The following is a 19,734-nucleotide window of genomic DNA, read 5'->3' as shown; positions in this document are numbered from 1 at the left end:
TTACAGTGGCAATCCGCCGCCAGGCTTCCGGATTCACCACCCCTAGTGAGCCCTCTTGTGACCTCTTGAGCGCCCCCCTGGGACCGATGTGGGAATCCCCCGAGGGGCCTCGCGGCGGGCACACGGGGACGGCCCCCGCGGGCGGGCGAGTCGCCCGTCACGAAGCCCGGGGGTGACCTTTGGCCACATTCACGAACGCCGTCGGCACACATGCCGCCGTTCCCACACTGATCGGCTCGGTACAGCGGGCGCTCAGGCTGCTGGAGGCGGCGGCGTCCCATCCGGACGGGGCGCCGGCGAAACAGCTCGCCCGGGAAGCGGGCATTCCGCTGCCCACGGCCTACCACCTGCTGCGGACACTGACCCATGAGAACTATCTGCGCCGTGAGAAGGGCGTTTTTGTCGTGGGGGACGCGGTCGACCTGCTGGCCCTTGGGGGGTCTGTGCAGAATCGTCGCACCAGACTGGAGGAGGCACTGGCGCACTGGCGGGACGCGATCGGTGTCCCCGTCTACTTCGCGGTCTACCGCGAGGGCGAGATCGAACTCGTCGCCGTCTCCGACACCCCGTACGCCCCCGCCGTCACCGAGTGGGCGGACTTCCGCGAGACCGGGCATGCTCATGCCATCGGTCAGTGTCTGCTCAGCCAGCTCGGCCAGGCCGCCCGCCGTGACCATCTGGATCGGCATCCCGTACGGCCGGTGACGCCCTACTCCGTACGCGACCGGCGCGCGCTGCTGGAGCGGCTCGCCGCCGTCGAGCGCATGCAGCCGGTCGTGGAGCGGCAGGAGTACGCCCTCGGCACGGTCTGCGCGGCGATCCCTATCACAGCCGGATCCACCGCCGCGGCCATGGCGATTTCCCTCCCCCTGCACCAGGAGGAGCGGCTGCTACCGGCGATCGAGCAACTACGCAAGGGCATAGGCGGGTTGCTCAGCTCCCTCGCGTTCTCTATCAGTATCTGAAAAATCACTCCTTGTAGTTCTCTGGTCGCTTAGAGCACGATTGCACCAAGAGGTTCAGGGGAATCCTTCCTGACCGTTTTCTGCAAGCTTCTTCTAGCAGGCTTCATCCACTGCGGGGTACACAATGCATGAGTCGGTCCAGGCCGAGGTCCTGATGAGCTTTCTTGTCTCCGAGGAGCTCTCGTTCCGGATCCCGGTGGAGCTCCGGTACGGGACGGAGGATCCGTACGCCGTGCGGATGACCTTCCACCTGCCCGGTGACGCGCCTGTGACCTGGGCCTTCAGCCGCGATCTGCTGCTCGACGGCATCGTCGGGCCGAGCGGGGACGGTGATGTGCACATCGCTCCCATGGGGCCCGAGGAACTGTCCGACCTCGGCATCCGGCTCCAGGTGGGCGGAGACCGGGCGCTGTTCCAGGTGAGCGCGGCGCCGGTCGTCGCCTTCCTCGACCGTACGGACCGGTTGGTACCGCTCGGGCAGGAGCGGGCGTTCGGCGACTTCGAGGACGCTCTGGAGAAGGCGCTGAGGAGCATCCTCGCCGAGGAGAACGCGGGCTGAGCCGTACGGGGGCACTCCGCACCGCGGAACCCGCCCCGGTCCGGATCCCGGGCCCGCCGACCCGGACCCCTGGTTCGTACGCCCGGTCCGGACTCCCCGGGTACGGGCTCTCGGGTACGGACGTTCCGGTACGGTCCCGGTTCCGACCTCCGGGTCCTGGTTCCGACCCTCGGGTCCCGACGTTCCGGCTCCCGGACCGACGCACCGGTCCAGCCACCTGACCGACCGCCTGTGGCCGCGACCGACCCCCGCCACGCCGACCCGCCACGACGCCCCCCGGCGCCTTCCGCGGCTGACCCCCGCCGGCGCTCCGGCCGCGCCCCGGCTGGCCGCCCCGCGCGGCCCGCTTCCGCAGTCGCTCCGGCGCGGTTCCTCCCCGCTCCGTCCCCGTCCCCGCCAACTCCGCTCGGGCTACTTCTTGCGGCGGCGTCCGGTGCCGCCACGCCCCGGGAACCCCAGCCCGCCGAACCCGCCCGGCGCCGGCACCCCGCCGCGCGGGGGCGTCCCGGTATGCGCCACCGGGCCGTCGGCACCCGGCCGGTCGGCGGAGACGACCAGCGCCGCGAGCGCGGTGGTCACCGGCACGGAGGCGACCAGGCCGATCGACCCGACCAGTGTCCGGACGATCTCCTCCGCCACCAGTTCACTGTTGGCGACCGTGCCCACACTGCTCTGGGCGATGGTGAACAGCAGGAGCAGCGGCAGCGCGGCACCCGCGTAGGCCAGGACGAGCGTATTGACCACGGACGCGATGTGGTCCCGCCCGATCCGGATGGCGGCGCGGTACAGCTCCCGGGGGCCCATACCGGGATCGGCCTGCCGCAGTTCCCACACGGCCGACGTCTGGGTGACCGTCACGTCGTCGAGCACACCCAGCGAGCCGATGATCACCCCCGCCAGCAGCAGACCGCTCATGTCGATACCGGGATACAGGCCGTGGATCAGGCCCGTGTTGTCGTCGGTGTTGCCGGTCAGGCTCGCCCAGTCGATGAACACCGAGCCGAGCAGCCCGATCAGCAGCAGCGAGATCAGCGTGCCGAGCACCGCGACCGATGTCCGCGCGGTCAGCCCGTGGCAGAGATACAGCGCGATCAGCATGATGGCGCTCGACCCGATGATCGCGACGATCAGCGGATTGGAGCCCTCCAGGATCGCGGGCAGGATGAACAGCGTCAGTACGGCGAAGGAGGCGGCGAGCGCGATCAGCGCCATCACTCCGCGCATCCGCCCCACCAGCACCACCGCCAGCGCGAAGATCCCCGCGAGCACCGCCATCGGGACCTTGCGGTTCACATCGATCACGGAGTACTGGAGATCGCGGGGCGCGTCGGGGGCGTACGCCACCACCACTCCCTGCCCCTTCTCCAGCTGCCGTGACGCGTCGGGCTGGATGATCTCGGTGAAGGTGCGTCCCTTGTCCTTGCCGCTGGTGACCTCGATCGTCGCCTTCTTGCAGTCGCCCTGTTGGGCGTTGACCGCCTCGCGCCCCTGGGGAGTGCCGGTGTCGCCCGTGGGCGGGACCTGCGCGACGTTCACGTCCTTGCAGTCGACGGTGTCGACCCGCGTGACCGTCCCCTGCTGGGTCTGGCGGTCGAAGCCCACACCGGTGCGCTCATGGCCGGGCGCGGAGCCGGGCCAGAGGACCACCAGACCCACGGCGACCGCGGTGGCGAAGGGAATCAGCACCGCGGCGATGACCTTGCGCAGATGCCGGGAGACGGGGGCCGCCGGGCCGTGGCCGTGGGTGTGGCCGTGGACGTGCCCGTCGGGCTCGGACGGCTCCTGTCGCCGGGGGGGCTGCGAAGGTCCGTGCGGCTGCTGGGGGTCGGACGGTGAAGAGGTCACCGGCCGATCATCGCAAGAACGGACGGGGGCACCCTGTTCAGCACGCCAGACATGACGCTAGCGTGGTGGCACCTTTGCACACGCGGGAGCTCGGAGCACCGGGCTGAGAGGGCGCTGATCGCCGTACGACCCGTCTGGCCAACGCCAGTACGCCGTCTGCGGAAACCGCTGCGTCGACCGCCGAACCTGTTACCGGGTAATGCCGGCGTAGGGAGTAGGTCTCATGACCGTTCAGGATGCACGCACGCCTGCCGCCGACCGGAACGCAGACCGGGCCGCCGGGTCCGGCGAGCGCAAGCCGGGCTGGCACAAGGGATATGTCGAGGGCTCACGCCCCGACCTCCGGGTGCCGGTCCGTCACGTGCACCTCACCAACGGGACGGATGTGACGCTGTACGACACATCCGGTCCGTACACCGACCCCACCGTCGAGACCGATGTACGCCGCGGCCTGCCGCCGCTACGGGAGCACTGGATCACCGGGCGCGGAGACACCGAGGAGTACGCGGGCCGTCCCGTGCGCCCCGAGGACGACGGGATCAAGCACACATCGCCGCGTGGCGGGCTCAGGAACCTCGACGCGGTCTTCCCCGGCCGTCCGCGCCAGCCCCGCCGGGGCCGTGACGGGCGGGCGGTGACCCAGCTCGCCTATGCCCGACGGGGCGAGATCACCCCGGAGATGGAGTACGCGGCCATCCGGGAGAACGTTTCCCCCGAGGTCGTACGGGAGGAGATCGCCGCAGGCCGCGCGGTGCTGCCGGCCAACGTCAACCACCCGGAGATCGAGCCGATGATCATCGGCAAGCGGTTCCTGGTGAAGGTCAACGCCAACATCGGCAACTCCGCCGTCACCTCCTCCATCGAGGAGGAGGTCGAGAAGATGACCTGGGCGACCCGCTGGGGAGCCGACACGGTGATGGACCTGTCGACGGGCCGCAACATCCACACCACCCGCGAGTGGGTCCTGCGCAACTCGCCCGTGCCGATCGGCACCGTCCCGCTCTACCAGGCCCTGGAGAAGGTCGACGGCAGGGCCGAGGAGCTGAGCTGGGAGGTCTACAAGGACACGGTGATCGAACAGGCCGAGCAGGGCGTCGACTACATGACCGTCCACGCCGGAGTGCTGCTGCGCTACGTCCCGCTCACCGCCCGCCGCAAGACGGGGATCGTCTCGCGCGGCGGCTCGATCATGGCGGCCTGGTGTCTGGCGCACCACAGGGAATCGTTCCTGTACGAGAACTTCGAGGAACTGTGCGAGATCCTCGCCGCCTACGACGTGACGTACTCGCTCGGGGACGGACTGCGGCCCGGTTCGATCGCGGACGCCAACGACGAGGCGCAGTTCGCGGAGTTGCGGACGCTCGGGGAACTCAACCGGATCGCCAAGCGTTTCCAGGTTCAGACGATGATCGAAGGCCCCGGTCACGTCCCGATGCACAAGATCAAGGAGAACATCGACCTCCAGCAGGAGATCTGCGAGGAGGCCCCCTTCTACACGCTCGGCCCGCTCACGACGGATGTGGCCCCCGCGTACGACCACATCACCTCCGGCATCGGAGCGGCGATGATCGCCTGGTGGGGCACGGCCATGCTCTGCTACGTCACTCCCAAGGAACATCTCGGTCTGCCGAACCGGGACGATGTGAAGACCGGCGTCATCACCTACAAGATCGCGGCACACGCGGCCGATCTCGCCAAGGGGCACCCGGGAGCCCAGAAATGGGACGACGCCCTCTCGGACGCCCGTTTCGAGTTCCGGTGGGAGGACCAGTTCCATCTGGCCCTCGACCCGGACACCGCACGGGAGTTCCATGACGAGACCCTGCCGGCCGAGCCCGCGAAGACCGCGCACTTCTGCTCGATGTGCGGTCCGAAGTTCTGCTCGATGAAGATCAGCAGGGACATCGCCGAGCAGTTCGGCGGCGATGCCGCTGCCTCCACCTCGACGGATGAGGAGATCACCGAAGGCATGCTCCAGAAGTCCAGGGAGTTCGCCGCGAGCGGGAATCGCGTTTACCTGCCGCTCGCGGACTGACCGCCGGTCCCGGTCGAGCGGGCGGTGGGAATCCTGGCCGGATTTCCACCGCTCTGCACAATGGGTCCATGACTGACTCCATGATCAAGGGCGCAAATCTTCCCGTGGGTGCGGCCGTGGTGCGTGCCGTGCTGACCTGGACACCCGTGCCGGGCGCACCGGACGTCGACGCGTCGGCGCTGCTGCTCACCGGCGGCGGACGGGTGCGTGACGACGGTGACTTCGTCTTCTACAACCAGCCGCGGCACACCTCCGGCGCTGTCAGCCATCTCGGCAAGCGCCACGACTCCGGAACCGTCATGGACACCGTCGAGGTGACCCTCGGCGCGCTGGAGCCGGCGATCGAGCGGGTCGTCCTGGCCGCGTCGGCGGACGGCGGCACCTTCGGAGGGCTGTCCGGGCTGGTGCTGCGGCTGCTGGACGCCGCGGCAGGGACCGAATTGGCACGATTCGACATGGAGGCGACGACCGAGACCGCGTTCATAGGCGGAGAGCTGTATCTGCGGAACGGGCAGTGGAAGTTCCGCGCGGTGGGGCAGGGGTATGCCTCGGGGCTGACGGGGCTCGCCACCGACTTCGGCATCAGCGTCGACGAGGAGCCGCCCCCCGCCGCGGTCACGCCGTCGGCCCCTGCCCCTGCCACGGTGCCTTCGGCGGCTGCCACGACCGGTCTCGTCAAGGGGGAGGAGCAACTGCCCGCCGAGATGCGTGAGCGGCTGTCGCTGCGCAAGGAGCAGGTCTCCGTCAGCCTTCGGAAGCACAACGCCTCCGGGGTCACGGCACGGGTCGTCCTGGTTCTGGACGCCTCTGGCTCGATGGAACTCCTGTACTCCGAGGGGGTCGTGGCCGATGTGGTGGAGCGGATGGCAGCCGTAGCCGCGCAGTTGGACGACGACGGCGAGATGCAGGCGTGGACGTTCGCCTCTAATCCGGCCCGGCTGCCGGATCTGAGCCCGGGGGATCTGCCCGAGTGGCTGCGGCTCCATGTCCGGGTCGGAGATGAGGGTCCGGGGGATTGGCCCGAGTGGCTGCGGCTCCAAGTCCGGGCCGAGGGGAGCATTCCCGAGCCGACGCCGGAGCACGGACGTCTGCCCGGTCAGGTGGACATGCGGGAGGTCGGTATCCTGAACGAGGAACAGAAGGTCATCGCCGAGATCCGCGCGTTCGTCCGCGACACCCCGGTGTCCGTGCCCACCCTGGTGCTGTTCTTCTCCGACGGAGGCGTGTACCGCGACGCCGAGATCGCGCAGGAGCTGAGGGAGGCCTCCGAGGAGCCGGTCTTCTGGCAGTTCGTGGGCATGGGAGGGGCGAGCTACGGCGTGCTGGAACGATTCGACACGATGGAGGGTCGGCGGGTGGACAATGTGGGCTTCTTCGCCGTCGACGACATCGCGGCCGTCCCCGACTCCGAGTTGTACGACCGGCTGCTCTCCGAGTTCCCCCGCTGGATCACCGCCGCGAGGCAGGCCGGCGTTCTGTGAGCCCGGCAGCCGTACCGGACCCGGCGGCCGTACGGCTGCGCGTACGGCGAGAGGGGCCGTCGGCGCACCGGGACCGCCCCTGAGCACACCGGCTCGCCCGGACCCGTACGCGCCGACCGCCGGCCGGAACCGGGCCGCGGGCACCCCGCCCTCCGGCGTCGCCCGGAAGAGGTCACTCCGGCGGGTGCTCGGGGCCGCCGAAGTCCGGGCTGGTGAAGTCGGGGCTGGTGAACGTGGGCCGCTGCCCCGAGGTCGAGCCCTCGCTCGGACTGGAGTACTCCGGTCCGCTGTAGCCCACCTTCGGGATACGGCTGACATGGCGCGGCGGCGCCGTGGACGTCGGATCCGCGCTCGGATCCGCCAGCGACACCTGGAGGAACGGCAGGATGCCGCGTTCCAGCAGGGCGTGCCGCCAGGCGTCCTTGGCACGTGCCACCTCGTCGGGCAGCTCGCCCGTGGTCTCCTCGGCGGGTACCTGCGTCGCGCCGTTGCGCAGCGCGGTGAGCAGGAGCCCGACCGCGGCGACCAGGATGGCGGCCGCCGTCAGCGCCCCGAAGAACCAGCCCGCGGAGACCAGGGTCGTCGCGAAGGAGGGGGTGGGTTCGAGCATCTTCAGGATGTAGCCGACGAGCAGGAATATCACCGCCGCCGTCCCGGCCAGCACGGGCGCGAGGACGGCGATGACCGCCGCGAACCCGGCGCCGTTGCCGTCGGGCGCGCTCCACGCGGCGTCCGAGGCGGAGTTCTGTCCGCCCGCCGTGACGACGGGCGCGCGCGTCTCCTCGCGGATCTTCCGGTAGTGCTCGTACTCGGCCGAGGCGGCGGTGCTGATCAGCGCCGTCGCGTTCAAGGCCATGGTGCGCAGTTGGGTGGCGTTCAGCCGCTGCCCGATGGCGGCGAGTTCGGGCCGTTCATGGGCGTTACGCAGCGCGTCGTCGAGGACGCGCTCGAACTCGGCGCGGTCCTCGGCCAGCAGGTGCGGAGCGCTGTTCATGTGCATCCCCCGATGCTCCGTAGGGCCGGATCACCCGTGCTACGACGGATCGGCCGGCCGCAAACGGAGGAGAGCCTGCTACGGATAAGCCGATGGTAGAGCCGTTACGGCACGGGGTGACAGGGGGTTTCGGTAAATCGCCTGCCGGGCTTGGCTCAGCCGGGCAGCGGAAGCTGGACGACAAGGAGCTTTCCGGCCATCGTCACACCGCCGTCCATGGCGATGGCCAGCCCGTCCGCGTACACGTGCGGGCCCTCGACGACCGGGCGCTCGCCGTCCTCGCCGTCCTCCGTGCCGACCTCGCCGAGCAGATACGGAATGGGGCTGTGGCCGTGGACGACCCGCCGGCCGCCGTAGGTGGAGAGCAGCTCACGCACGGCCTGGGGGCCCGCCTCGTCGCGGAAGGCGAAGCGTTTGGTCAGCTTGCGGAACAGGTCCCAGCACTCGTCGGCGTCATTGCGGGTCAGGATCTCGTGGACGGTCTCGTTCACGTCCTCGATGGTGGAGCCGTACTCCAGATACGCCGTGGTGTCGGAGTGCATCAGCAGATGCTCGTCCTCCTCGACCACCGCGTCGAGGCGGGACATCCACTGCAGATGGACGTCCTGGAGGCGGTCCATGTCGGCCTTCTGCCCGCCGTTGAGGAGCCAGGCGGCCTGGAAGGTGGCGGTTCCCGCACCGGAGTTCACCGGGGTGTCGCCGAACCGTTTGGCGCCGAGCAGCAGCAGTTCGTGGTTGCCCATGAGGGCCTTGCAGTAGCCGCCCGCCGCGGCGGCCTCGGCGGAGAGCCGCATGACCAGATCGATGACACCGATGCCGTCGGGGCCCCGGTCGGTGAAGTCGCCGAGGAACCAGAGACGGGCATGGCCCGCCGCCCAGCCGCCGTCGGCGTCGATGAGTCCCTGTGCGGTGAGGGCCTCCAGCAGCTCGTCCAGATAGCCGTGGACGTCGCCGACGACATAGAGCGGGCCGAGGCCGTCGGGCGCCGGTGCCTCGTCGGGGTCGACCTGGATCTGGACGGTGTCTCCGGGGCCGCCCCTGCGGATCACCGGCAGATCGCGTTCCGTGGGGGTGTAGCCCTCGGGGATCTCGTCCTCCGGCACGGCGTTGCCCGGGTGACCGGAGGGACCGCCCGGCGGCTGGGGAGGCGGAGGAGGGGCGTGGGTGCTCTGGGGCGCCTCCGAGGGCTGCCGCCTCCCGGGCGCGTCCTCCCCGGCTGACTGCTCGCTGCGGGGGTGATGCGGGAGCGGGTGTTCCCGGCGGGGGTCTCCCTGGGACGTCCGGTGCGGAGGCGTCCCCGGCGGCTGCTGATGCGGCTGCCGGGCGTCGGAGCCCTGGGCAGGGCGGGGGTGCTGAGGATCCTGGGGATCCCGGGGTGTCTCGGATCGCACCGGCATCTGCGCGTACGGCGGAACGCGGAAATCGCGCAATGTCGCCGTACGCACCACGGGTCCCTGACCGGCCCCCTGAGTCATCGACCCCTCCACCACCGTCGCGCCGCCGTTCACCTCTCGGCCCAGCCTGGTCGGGGTGGTCCGCGGTGTCGTGCGCCCATCATAGGAATGAGGTCCGCGCTGTGTGACGCACCAGGGGTGGTGAATCCATCCGCACCCCTGGCACGTCGGTTGTTTCGCCCGAATAGGGCCCTATTGAGGGTTTCTAGTCCGGCGACGGAGAGCGCGGTGCGCTCACCGTCGTCCGCGGGGAGCGGCGCTGCGAGGACGTCCGGACGATCAGCTCGGTCGGTATCACCTGCTCGACCGGCCGGTCCTGGTCGATTCCCTCGATGGCGTCGATGAGGAGCTGGACGACCGCCGTCCCGATCCTCCGCGGCTTGAGCGAGAGCGTCGTGATGGGCGGTTCGGTCGTGGCGTACACGGTCGACTCGCTGCAGCAGACCAGCAGCAGGTCGTCGGGGACGCGCAGGCCGTAGCGGCGGGCGGCGGCGAGGAGGTCGGTGCCGTTGGGGTCGAAGAGGCCGTAGACGGCGTCCGGGCGGTCCGGCCGGGCGAGCAGCCGGTCGGCGGCGACGGCGCCCGCGCACGGGTCGTGGGCGGGGTAGGACTCGTAGACGGGGTCCTGGCCGACGCGCTCGCACCAGCTGAGGTACGCGGTCGTGGACAGGCGCGTATAGGTGTCGGTGGTGGTGCCGGTGAGGAGCCCGATCCTGCGGGCACCGGCGTCGGCGAGATGGTCGAGCAGATCGAGTACGGCGGCCTGGTGGTCGTTGTCGACCCAGGCGGTGACCGGGAGGGTCCCGGCCGGGCGGCCGTCGGAGACGACGGGCAGGCCCTGTCTGACGAGCTCGGTGACGACCGGATCGTGGTCGGAGGGATCGATGACGACCGTGCCGTCGAGTGCGACGTTCGACCAGACGTCATGGCGCGAGGTCGCGGGGAGAATCACCAGGGCGTACCCGCGGGCGAGTGCCGCGGAGGTCGCGGCTCTCGCCATTTCGGCGAAGTACGCGAACTCCGTGAAGGTGAAAGGTTCATCCCCGTAGGTCGTCACGGTCAGGCCGATGAGGCCCGACTTGCCGGTACGGAGGGTTCGGGCCGCGGCGGAGGGGCGGTAGCCCAACCGGTCCGCGACCTCGCGGACATGTCTGCGGGTGGCGTCCGGGAGCCGGCCCTTCCCGTTGAGCGCGTCAGAGACAGTCGTGATGGAGACTCCGGCTGCGGCGGCGACGTCTCGAATGCCTGCCCGACCTTGCCGGCTTCCCCGGCGGGATGTGTCCGTCCGGCTCACCTGGTGCTTCCCTGCTGCTGTCATGGCGAGCCGATATTAGGGCTCGCGTGGGTGGTTGGGCCGGTCGCATATTCACTCGTTGACAGGCACGATTCTGCATGATCATAAGGCATGAACTACCTTGGAAATTAAGGGACTTGACCACGTAACTTGCGGCGCCTGGGGTGTCCGGTCGTATCGACCTGCCGAACGGTCGATGTTTCGAAGAGGTCTCAACTCACCTTCACGGGGGACGCGCGCCACGGAGCGAGCCACCGGCGTGCGCCAGGGCGGCGAGCGCTCCCCCCGGATCCGGCCCGTCCGGATGAGGTTCCCCGGCCGGGGCGGAGGGTGTCCGCGGCCCGTGCGGAGGGCCGCCGTAGCCCGTGCGCACCGGCCGATGGACAAGCTCCGGGGCACGGCATCGCACGGTCCCGCCCAGGTTCCCCGCCTGAGGCCGTACGCATTGCCCGGGGATCCTCATAAGGTGAGCAGTATTGGTTTCTGCGGTGTTGGTTCCGAAGGCGCCGGCTCCGGGACATCACTCCCGGAGCCTCGGCTCCCGGATGTACGGACGGTCGAGGAGGACCTGCGGTGAGTGAGACGAGCCCGAAGCTGCGTGCCGAGCTGGACGGTGTGCCCACCTACAAGCCGGGCAGGCCCGCGGCCGCCGACGGCCCCGTCGCGTACAAGCTGTCGTCCAACGAGAACCCGTATCCGCCGCTGCCCGGGGTGATGGAGCGCGTGATCGCCGCGGCGCAGGGGTTCAACCGCTACCCCGACATGGCCTGTACCGGCCTGATGAACGAGCTGGCGGACCGTTTCGGGGTGCCGGTCACCCATCTGGCGACCGGTACGGGTTCGGTGGGCGTCGCCCAGCAGCTGCTGCAGTCCACCTCGGGCCCGGGGGACGAGGTCGTCTACGCGTGGCGGTCCTTCGAGGCGTATCCGATCATCACCCGGATCAGCGGGGCGACGCCGGTGCAGGTGCCGCTCACCCCCGGTGAGGTGCACGATCTGGACGCGATGGCGGACGCTGTCACCGACCGGACCCGGCTGATCTTCGTCTGCAACCCCAACAATCCGACCGGCACGGTGGTGCGCCGGGCGGAGCTGGAACGATTCCTCGACCGGGTGCCCTCCGATGTCCTGGTGGTGCTGGACGAGGCGTACCGCGAGTTCATCCGTGACCCGCGGGTGCCGGACGGTGTGGAGATCTACCGCGAGCGCCCGAACGTGGCCGTGCTGCGGACCTTCTCCAAGGCGTACGGCCTCGCGGGGCTGCGGGTCGGTTTTGCGATCGCGCACGAGCCGGTGGCCGCCGCGCTGCGGAAGACCGCGGTGCCCTTCGGTGTGTCACAGCTCGCACAGGACGCGGCGGTGGCGTCCCTGCGGGCCGAGGACGAGCTGCTCGGCCGGGTCGGAGCGCTGGTCGGGGAGCGGGCGCGGGTGTACGAGGGCCTGGTCAAGCAGGGCTGGACGGTCCCGGAGACCCAGGCCAACTTCGTCTGGCTGCGGCTCGGGGAGCGGACGGCCGATTTTGCCGCGGTCTGTGAGAGGGCGGGGGTCGTGGTGCGGCCGTTCGCGGGCGAGGGGGTGCGGATCACGATCGGCGAGACCGAGGCCAACGATCTGCTTCTGCACACGGCGGAGGCGTTCCTCAAGGAGATCTAGTGCGGTCACCGCCCTAGGGCGTGTTTCGAAAGTAGCGTCGTCCGCCCGGAGGGCGGGGCCTGCGGCGTCCGGTGCGTGCAATCGCAAGGCGGAGGGTCGCCCTCGTACTGGACGTACTTGGGTGATTCCGACAACGCAGCGAGTGTGCGTGCTGGGCGTCGCAGGCCAGGCGGGACTTTCGATACACGCCCTAGCGGCCGCGGGGAGCTGCGGCGGCCGTCCCGGGAGTACGCGGGGCGCATGAGCTCCGGTGCCGTCCGGCCCGGATCCCGGTGGGGGTCCGGGCCGGACCCGTGTCCGCCTCCGGTGCCTCCGCTCCGAGGGCCCCCGGGGCGGCTCCCGGGGGCGCGCGGCTCACCGTCCGCCCCGAGCCCGCGGCCCGGCTCCCCGGGCGGACGGCCTCCCGCCCGGGGAGCCGGCGGGCAGGGCGCCGGGCTGTCCGTCGCCCGCCCGCGGGAGGCCGCCGGACCGAGTGCCGCGGCTCCCCGGGTTCCCGTACATCCGGGGCGGGGCACGGGCGTCGGCCAGTGGGTGTGGAGCGGTCGCGACTACCCGTACCAGGACGTAGACGTCAAGAGGTACCCCCCGGTCATCAGTGTGGATTTCGTATGAGTCATAATGCTTGTGAATGTGAACGCGTTCACAAGCGTGTCCTGTTCATCCCGCGATAGAGCGGATATTTCAGGCAAACTGCCGCACGACCTCGTCGATGTAAGGAGATGACGACGTGGACTTGGCTCTGGCGCCGGAGACTTTGGCGCGATGGCAGTTCGGCATCACCACCGTCTACCACTTCCTCTTCGTCCCTCTGACGATCTCCCTCGCCGCGCTCACCGCGGGCCTCCAGACCGCCTGGGTCCGGACGGGCAAGGAGAAGTATCTGAAGGCGACGAAGTTCTGGGGCAAGCTGTTCCTGATCAATATCGCCATGGGTGTCGTCACCGGCATCGTGCAGGAGTTCCAGTTCGGCATGAACTGGTCCGACTACTCCCGCTTCGTCGGTGACATCTTCGGCGCGCCGCTCGCCTTCGAAGCGCTGATCGCGTTCTTCTTCGAGTCCACCTTCATCGGTCTGTGGATCTTCGGCTGGGACAAGCTGCCGAAGAAGATCCATCTGGCCTGCATCTGGATGGTCTCGATCGGCACCATCTTCTCCGCGTTCTTCATCCTGGCCGCCAACTCCTGGATGCAGCACCCGGTGGGCTACCGCATCAACGAGGAGCGGGGACGGGCCGAGCTGACCGACTTCTGGCGCGTCCTGACCCAGGACACCGCGCTCGCGCAGTTCTTCCACACCATCACCGCCGCGTTTGTCGTCGGTGGCGCGTTCCTGGTCGGCATCGCCGCGTACCACCTGGCCCGCAAGAAGCACATCCCCGTGATGCGGACCTCGCTGCGGCTCGGCCTGGTCACCCTGATCGTCGCCGGAATGTTCACCGCCATCAGCGGTGACGTCCTCGGCAAGGTCATGTACCGGCAGCAGCCCATGAAGATGGCCGCCGCCGAGGCCCTGTGGGACGGCGAGGCGCCGGCCCCCTTCTCGGTCTTCGCCTACGGGGACGTCGACGAGGGCCACAACAAGGTCGCCATAGAGATTCCGGGCCTGCTGTCCTTCCTCGCCAAGGGTGACTTCGAGTCGTACGTCCCCGGGATCAACGACGTCAACAAGGCCGAGCAGCAGAAGTACGGCCCCGGTGACTACCGGCCCAACATCCCCGTCGCCTACTGGGGCTTCCGCTGGATGATCGGCTTCGGCATGGCGTCCGTCGCCGTCGGGGTGCTCGGCCTCTGGCTCACCCGCAAGAGGTTCCTGCTGCCACCGGCGCTGCGGACCGGTGAGGACGAGGTGCCGAACCTGGTGCTCTTCCGCAAGAAGGCGCTGAGCCCGCGCCTGAGCAGGTGGTACTGGAACATCGCGCTCTGGACCCTCACCTTCCCGCTGATCGCCACCTCCTGGGGCTGGATCTTCACCGAGATGGGCCGGCAGCCCTGGGTCGTGTACGGGGTGCTCCGCACCGAGGACGCGGTCTCCCCCGGTGTCTCCCAGGGCGAGGTGCTCACCTCGATGATCGTCTTCACCCTGCTCTACGCCGTGCTCGCGGTGATCGAGGTCAAGCTGCTGGTGAAGTACGTCAAGGCAGGACCCCCGGAGCTCACGGAGGCCGACCTCAATCCGCCCACCAGGATCGGCGGTCATGACGACGACGCCGACCGGCCGATGGCCTTCTCCTACTGAGGCCCCGAGGAGCTGCTGAGGCATGGAACTTCACAACGTCTGGTTTGTACTCATCGCCGTCCTGTGGATCGGCTACTTCTTCCTCGAAGGGTTCGACTTCGGTGTCGGCGTTCTGACCAAGCTGCTCGCCCGCGACCGCAAGGAGCGGCGTGTACTGATCAACACCATCGGGCCCGTCTGGGACGGCAACGAGGTCTGGCTCCTGTCCGCGGGCGGCGCGACCTTCGCCGCCTTCCCGGAGTGGTACGCGACCCTCTTCTCCGGCTTCTATCTGCCGCTGCTGATCATTCTGTTCTGTCTGATCGTGCGGGGGGTGTCCTTCGAGTACCGGCACAAGCGGGAGGAGGACCGCTGGCAGACCAACTGGGAGCACGCGATCTTCTGGTCCTCGCTGATCCCGGCCTTCCTGTGGGGTGTGGCCTTCGGCAACATCGTGCGCGGGGTCAAGATCAACGCGGACAAGGAGTACGTCGGCAATGTCTTCGACCTGCTCAACGCCTACTCGCTGCTCGGCGGACTGGTGACGCTGACCCTCTTCACCTTCCACGGCGCGGTGTTCGTCGCGCTGAAGACGGTGGGGGACATCCGGGTCCGTGCCCGCGCGCTCGCCACGAAGCTGGGTCTGCTGACCGCCGTCCTCGCACTCGGCTTCCTGATCTGGACCCAGGCCTCGCGCGGAGACGGCAACAGCCTGATCGCCATGATCGTGGCGGTGGTGGCGCTGGTGGCGGCGATCGGGATGAACCTGGCGGGACGCGAGGGATGGTCGTTCAGCTTCTCGGGTGTGACGATCGTGGCCGCGGTCGCGATGCTGTTCCTGACGCTGTTCCCGAACGTCATGCCGTCGTCGCTCAACGAGGCGTGGAACCTCACGGTCACCAACGCCTCGTCCACTCCGTACACCCTGAAGATCATGACCTGGTGTGCCGGTATCGCGACACCGCTCGTGATGCTCTACCAGGGGTGGACCTACTGGGTGTTCCGCAAGCGCATCGGCACGCACCACATCGCCGATGCCCACTGAGCCCTCGTCCATGAGACCGGCCATGGAGATACCCGGACCCATCAGTCGTCCCATCAGCTGCAGGGGATGTTTCACGTGAAACCGATCGACCCGCGTCTGCTCCGGTACGCCCGGACCACCCGCCGCTTCCTGATCGCGGTAGTGCTACTCGGCCTGGCCGGGGCAGCGCTGGTCGTCGCCCAGGCGATGCTCATCGCCGAAGTGGTGGTGGGAGCCTTCCAGAAGGGCTTCTCCGCCTCCGATCTGGTGACCCCGCTGGCCCTGCTGGCGGCGGTCGCCGCCGGCCGGGCCCTGGTCTCGTGGCTGACCGAACTCGCCGCTCACCGGGCCAGTGCCGCGGTCAAGTCGGAGCTGCGGGGACGGCTGCTGGCCCACGCCGCCGCGCTCGGCCCCGGCTGGCTGAGCGGCCGTCGCACCGGCTCCCTCGTCGCCGGCGCGACCCGGGGAATCGACGCGCTCGACGACTACTTCTCGCGCTATCTGCCCCAGCTCGGTCTCGCGGTCGTCGTGCCGGTGGCGGTCCTGGCCCGGGTGGTCACCGAGGACTGGGTCTCCGCCGCGATCATCGTGGTGACCCTGCCGCTGATCCCTCTCTTCATGGTCCTCATCGGCTGGTACACCCAGACACGGATGGACCGCCAGTGGCGGATGCTGTCCCGGCTGTCGGGCCACTTCCTCGATGTGGTCGCCGGACTGCCGACCCTCAAGATCTTCGGCCGGGCCAAGGCTCAGGCCGAGTCGATCCGCTCCATCACCTCGGAGTACCGGCGTGCCACCATGCGCACGCTGCGGATCGCCTTCATCTCCTCCTTCGCGCTGGAGCTGCTGTCCACTCTGTCCGTCGCCCTGGTGGCCGTCACCATCGGAATGCGGCTGGTCCACGGCGACATGGACCTCTACACCGGGCTCGTCATCCTGATCCTGGCACCCGAGGCATATCTGCCGATCCGGATGGTGGGGACGCAGTATCACGCGGCCGCCGAGGGGCTGGCGGCCGCCGAGGAGATCTTCGAGGTCCTGGAGAACGAGCCGCGCACGGGCGGCACCAGGCCGGTGCCCGCCGTCGCCCGCCTGGAGCTGGACGCGGTGACCGTGCGCCACGACGGCCGCGGCGAGCCCTCACTGGACGCCGCCTCGCTGGTCGTCGAACCGGGGGAAACCGTCGCCCTGGTCGGCCCCAGCGGCATCGGGAAATCCACCCTCCTCGACGTGGTGCTCGGCTTCGCCGCACCGGCCGAGGGCACGGTGCGCGTCGGCGGAGTCGACCTCGCCGACCTCGACCCGGCCCGCTGGCGCGAGCGGATCGCCTGGGTCCCCCAGCGGCCGTACTTCTTCGCCGGAACGATCGCCGAGAACGTACGGCTGGCCCGGCCCGACGCCGACGATTCGGCGGTACGGGACGCGCTGCGGGAGGCCGGGGCGTACGACTTCGTGACCGCGCTCCCCCAGGGCGCGGACACCGTGCTCGGCGAGGACGGCGCCGGGCTCTCCGCGGGCCAGCGCCAGCGGCTCGCGATCGCGCGGGCCTTCCTCGCCGACCGGCCCCTGCTCCTCCTCGACGAGCCGACGGCGGCACTGGACGGCGAGACCGAGGAAGGCATCGTCGAGGCGGTACGGCGGCTGGCGGCCGGACGGACCGTGCTGCTGGTGGTCCACCGCCCGGCCCTCCTGGCCGTGGCGGACCGGGTGGTCACGCTCACCCGGACCACGCCGTCCGCTCCGGCCCCACCGACCGTTTCGGAGCCGGTACGGGCCGCTGGGCGCCGCTCGGCCGACGGGCCCACCGCGCACGCGGTGGGCGGCACCAGCTACGAGGACGTCTACCGGGACTTCGACGCCGACACCCCGGGGGACAGGTACCGGTTCGACGGGGGCGCCGAGGGCGGCGTCCCCGCGCTCACCCGGGTACGGAAGGCCGCCGAGAAGCAGCGGGGACGGTTCTGGCTCGCGCTGCTGCTGGGCAGCCTGGCGCTGGCATCCGCCGTGGGACTCATGGCCGTTTCCGGCTGGCTGATCTCCCGCGCCTCCGAGCAGCCGCCCGTGCTCTATCTGATGGTGGCCGTGACGGCGACGCGCGCCTTCGGTATCGGCCGGGCCGTGTTCCGCTACGCCGAACGGATCGTCTCCCACGACGCCGTCCTGCGGATGCTCGCCGAACTGAGGGTCGCCGTCTTCCGCCGTCTGGAGCGCATCGCCCCGGCCGGGCTCGGAAAGAGCAGGCGCGGCGATCTCCTCTCCCGTCTGGTCACCGATGTGGACGCCCTCCAGGACTACTGGCTGCGCTGGCTGCTGCCCGCGGGCTCGGCCCTCGTCGTGAGCCTGGCAGCGGTCGGCTTCACCGCCTGGCTGCTGCCCGAGGCCGCTGCCGTCCTCGCCGTGGGACTGCTGGTCGCCGGGCTGGCCGTCCCTCTGGTCAGCGGCACGGTCGCGCGCCGCGCCGAACGCCGGCTCGCGCCCGCCAGGGGCCTGCTCGCCACCCGGACCGTCGATCTGCTGAGGGGCACGGCCGAACTGACTGTCGCCGGAGCACTGAAGGACCGCCTCGCGGGCACGCGCGACGCCGACCGGGAGCTGACGCGGATCGCCTCCCGGGGCGCCGCCGCCACCGCCGTCGGCGCCGGGCTCTCGGCTCTCGCCTGTGGGCTGACGGTGGTGTTCGCCGCACTCGCCGGAGTACAGGCGGTGCGCGACGGACGGCTCGACGGGGTGAACCTCGCCGTCGTCGTGCTCACCCCGCTCGCCGCCTTCGAGGCGGTCAACGGACTGCCGCTCGCCGTGCAGTACCGCCAGCGCATCCGGCGGAGTGCCGAGCGGGTGTACGAGGTGCTGGACGCGCCCGTGCCCGTGCACGAGCCGGAGCGGCCCGCCGCCGCGCCCGCGTCGGTCTTCCCCCTGCGCGTCCAGGGGCTGCGGGCCCGGTACGCGGGCCAGGACCGCGACGCCCTCGCCGGGCTGGACCTCATGGTCACCGAGGGCAAGCGCATCGCCGTCGTGGGGACATCGGGTTCGGGCAAGACCACCCTCGCGCAGGTGCTGCTCCGCTTCCTGGACGCCCGGGAAGGGTCGTACACGATCGGCGGGGTGTCCGCGGACACGCTGGAGGGGGACACGGTCCGCGGGTTCGTCGGGCTGTGTGCACAGGATGCCCACCTCTTCGACAGCTCCCTGCGGGAGAACCTCAGGCTCGCCCGTACCGAGGCGACCGACAACGAACTGCGCCGGGCGCTCGCGGACGCCCGGCTGCTGGAGTGGGTCGACGAGCTGCCGGAGGGCCTCGACACCCTCGTCGGCGAGCACGGGGCCCAGCTCTCCGGCGGCCAGCGGCAGCGGCTCGCCCTCGCACGGGCGCTGCTCGCCGACTTCCCGGTCCTGGTGCTCGACGAGCCGGCCGAGCATCTCGATCTGGCGACGGCCGACGCGCTGACGGCGGATCTGCTGGCGGCGACCGAGGGGCGTACCGCCCGGGGAGCGGCCACCGTGCTGATCACCCACCGGCTGCGGGGGCTCGACGCCGTGGACGAGGTGGTCGTCCTGGAGGACGGGCTGGCCGTCCAGCGGGGCCCGTACGCCGAACTGGCCGCCGCGGAGGGGCCGCTGCGGCGGATGCTGGATCGCGAGCGGGCGACGGACCGGTCGGTGGAACTGCTCGGGGCCCGGCTGTCGGAGGCGGCGGCCGTCTGACGGCCGTCGAGCGGCCGTTGCCCCCGGGCGAAGGGGGCGGCGGGCACGCCGGTCCGTCTTGGTGCCCGGGTCCGGGACCCTGCCCCGGACCGGGACCGGGACCGGGACCGGTCGGCCGGGGTGAGGCCGGGGCGAGGCGGCGGCCCGGACCGGGTCGGTCCGGGCTCCTGGCCGCCACCATCGCGGCGTCGCCCGGGCCGCCGGTGTCCCCGGCGGGCCCGGGCCGGACCTGGACCGTCGCCGGTCCGGAACCTGACCCGGGACCCGGCCCGCATCTGGACCGGGACCTGCCCCAGACCGGGATCCGGAACCTGCCCCGGACGCCGACCCGGACCGGTCGGCCGGCGGCGGAGAGCGGTCCCGGTCGACCTGTGCGAAGCTGTCGGCCCCACGACCGCCCACGACTGCCCCGACTGCCCGCGGCCGTCCGACCGCCGCCCTCGAACTGCCCCGGACCGGTCCGGGACAGGCGTCCGACCGGCTCGTACGTGGGCCGTGAGGCTTCGCGGCGGC

Annotated in this window: 12 protein-coding genes and 1 riboswitch; of the genes, 8 read left to right on the top strand and 4 right to left on the bottom strand. The window is 70.4% G+C overall.

Annotated elements, in window-relative coordinates; all coding sequences use genetic code 11:
• The first annotated feature begins 179 nt into the window (after positions 1–179).
• Positions 180–965 (top strand): IclR family transcriptional regulator, encoded by a 786-nt coding sequence (locus ACFYT4_RS06635; protein ID WP_389265936.1) that lies wholly within the window; start codon positions 180–182, stop codon positions 963–965.
• 124 nt (positions 966–1,089) lie between these two features.
• A complete protein-coding gene (locus ACFYT4_RS06630) occupies positions 1,090–1,524 on the top strand; it encodes an SsgA family sporulation/cell division regulator (protein ID WP_389265934.1) in 435 nt (144 codons plus the stop codon).
• Between the two features lie 411 nt (positions 1,525–1,935).
• On the opposite strand, the gene ACFYT4_RS06625 is transcribed toward ACFYT4_RS06630, so the two are convergent.
• Positions 1,936–3,369 (bottom strand): YibE/F family protein, encoded by a 1,434-nt coding sequence (locus ACFYT4_RS06625; RefSeq protein WP_389265932.1) that lies wholly within the window; start codon positions 3,367–3,369, stop codon positions 1,936–1,938.
• Positions 3,370–3,441: 72 nt separating this feature from the next.
• Positions 3,442–3,600: riboswitch (TPP riboswitch) on the top strand.
• Here ACFYT4_RS06625 and thiC point away from each other — a divergent pair.
• Together thiC and ACFYT4_RS06615 are read left to right on the top strand one after the other, a co-directional pair.
• Positions 3,593–5,404, top strand: coding sequence for a phosphomethylpyrimidine synthase ThiC (gene thiC / locus ACFYT4_RS06620; protein WP_389265930.1), 1,812 nt, complete (start codon positions 3,593–3,595; stop codon positions 5,402–5,404). (Overlaps the previous riboswitch by 8 nt.)
• 80 nt (positions 5,405–5,484) lie before the next feature.
• Positions 5,485–6,885, top strand: coding sequence for a VWA domain-containing protein (locus tag ACFYT4_RS06615; RefSeq protein WP_389266261.1), 1,401 nt, complete (start codon positions 5,485–5,487; stop codon positions 6,883–6,885).
• A 172-nt stretch (positions 6,886–7,057) separates the two neighbouring features.
• On the opposite strand, the gene ACFYT4_RS06610 is transcribed toward ACFYT4_RS06615, so the two are convergent.
• The 3 genes from ACFYT4_RS06610 to ACFYT4_RS06600 all read right to left on the bottom strand — a co-directional run bounded on the left by ACFYT4_RS06610 (position 7,058) and on the right by ACFYT4_RS06600 (position 10,651).
• Positions 7,058–7,885 carry a hypothetical protein gene (locus tag ACFYT4_RS06610; RefSeq protein WP_389265929.1) on the bottom strand — a complete coding sequence of 276 codons (828 nt, stop codon included), beginning with the start codon at positions 7,883–7,885 and terminating at the stop codon, positions 7,058–7,060.
• Between the two features lie 149 nt (positions 7,886–8,034).
• Positions 8,035–9,369, bottom strand: a complete 1,335-nt coding sequence (locus ACFYT4_RS06605; RefSeq protein WP_389266259.1) for a metallophosphoesterase — start codon at positions 9,367–9,369, stop codon at positions 8,035–8,037.
• A 169-nt stretch (positions 9,370–9,538) separates the two neighbouring features.
• Complete coding sequence (locus ACFYT4_RS06600) at positions 9,539–10,651, bottom strand: LacI family DNA-binding transcriptional regulator (RefSeq protein ID WP_389265927.1); 1,113 nt, start codon at positions 10,649–10,651, stop codon at positions 9,539–9,541.
• A gap of 549 nt (positions 10,652–11,200) precedes the next feature.
• Between ACFYT4_RS06600 and hisC the strand changes: the two genes are divergently transcribed.
• The 4 genes from hisC (at position 11,201) to cydD (ending at position 19,221) form a co-directional block, all read left to right on the top strand.
• On the top strand, positions 11,201–12,280 hold the full coding sequence (hisC, locus tag ACFYT4_RS06595; RefSeq protein ID WP_389265925.1) for a histidinol-phosphate transaminase: 1,080 nt from the start codon (positions 11,201–11,203) through the stop codon (positions 12,278–12,280).
• Between the two features lie 727 nt (positions 12,281–13,007).
• Positions 13,008–14,516, top strand: coding sequence for a cytochrome ubiquinol oxidase subunit I (locus ACFYT4_RS06590; protein ID WP_389265923.1), 1,509 nt, complete (start codon positions 13,008–13,010; stop codon positions 14,514–14,516).
• A 22-nt stretch (positions 14,517–14,538) separates the two neighbouring features.
• Positions 14,539–15,540: a cytochrome d ubiquinol oxidase subunit II gene (cydB, locus tag ACFYT4_RS06585; protein WP_389265921.1), complete on the top strand. Its 1,002-nt coding sequence runs from the start codon at positions 14,539–14,541 to the stop codon at positions 15,538–15,540.
• 66 nt (positions 15,541–15,606) lie between these two features.
• Complete coding sequence (cydD, locus tag ACFYT4_RS06580; RefSeq protein ID WP_389265919.1) at positions 15,607–19,221, top strand: thiol reductant ABC exporter subunit CydD; 3,615 nt, start codon at positions 15,607–15,609, stop codon at positions 19,219–19,221.
• The last annotated feature ends 513 nt before the right edge of the window (positions 19,222–19,734 follow it).

This window comes from Streptomyces sp. NPDC004609 (assembly GCF_042873655.1).
GTDB lineage: Bacteria > Actinomycetota > Actinomycetes > Streptomycetales > Streptomycetaceae > Streptomyces.
This window is presented reverse-complemented; position numbering and strand designations above follow the sequence as displayed.

Bases quoted from the DNA above. Each gene is read 5' to 3' on its own strand.
- ACFYT4_RS06610 (WP_389265929.1), bottom strand. From the start codon at position 7,885: ATGCACATGAACAGCGCTCCGCACCTGCTGGCCGAGGACCGCGCCGAG.
- cydD (WP_389265919.1), top strand. From the start codon at position 15,607: ATGTTTCACGTGAAACCGATCGACCCGCGTCTGCTCCGGTACGCCCGG.
- cydB (WP_389265921.1), top strand. From the start codon at position 14,539: ATGGAACTTCACAACGTCTGGTTTGTACTCATCGCCGTCCTGTGGATC.
- ACFYT4_RS06600 (WP_389265927.1), bottom strand. From the start codon at position 10,651: ATGACAGCAGCAGGGAAGCACCAGGTGAGCCGGACGGACACATCCCGC.
- ACFYT4_RS06630 (WP_389265934.1), top strand. From the start codon at position 1,090: ATGCATGAGTCGGTCCAGGCCGAGGTCCTGATGAGCTTTCTTGTCTCC.
- ACFYT4_RS06615 (WP_389266261.1), top strand. From the start codon at position 5,485: ATGATCAAGGGCGCAAATCTTCCCGTGGGTGCGGCCGTGGTGCGTGCC.
- thiC (WP_389265930.1), top strand. From the start codon at position 3,593: ATGACCGTTCAGGATGCACGCACGCCTGCCGCCGACCGGAACGCAGAC.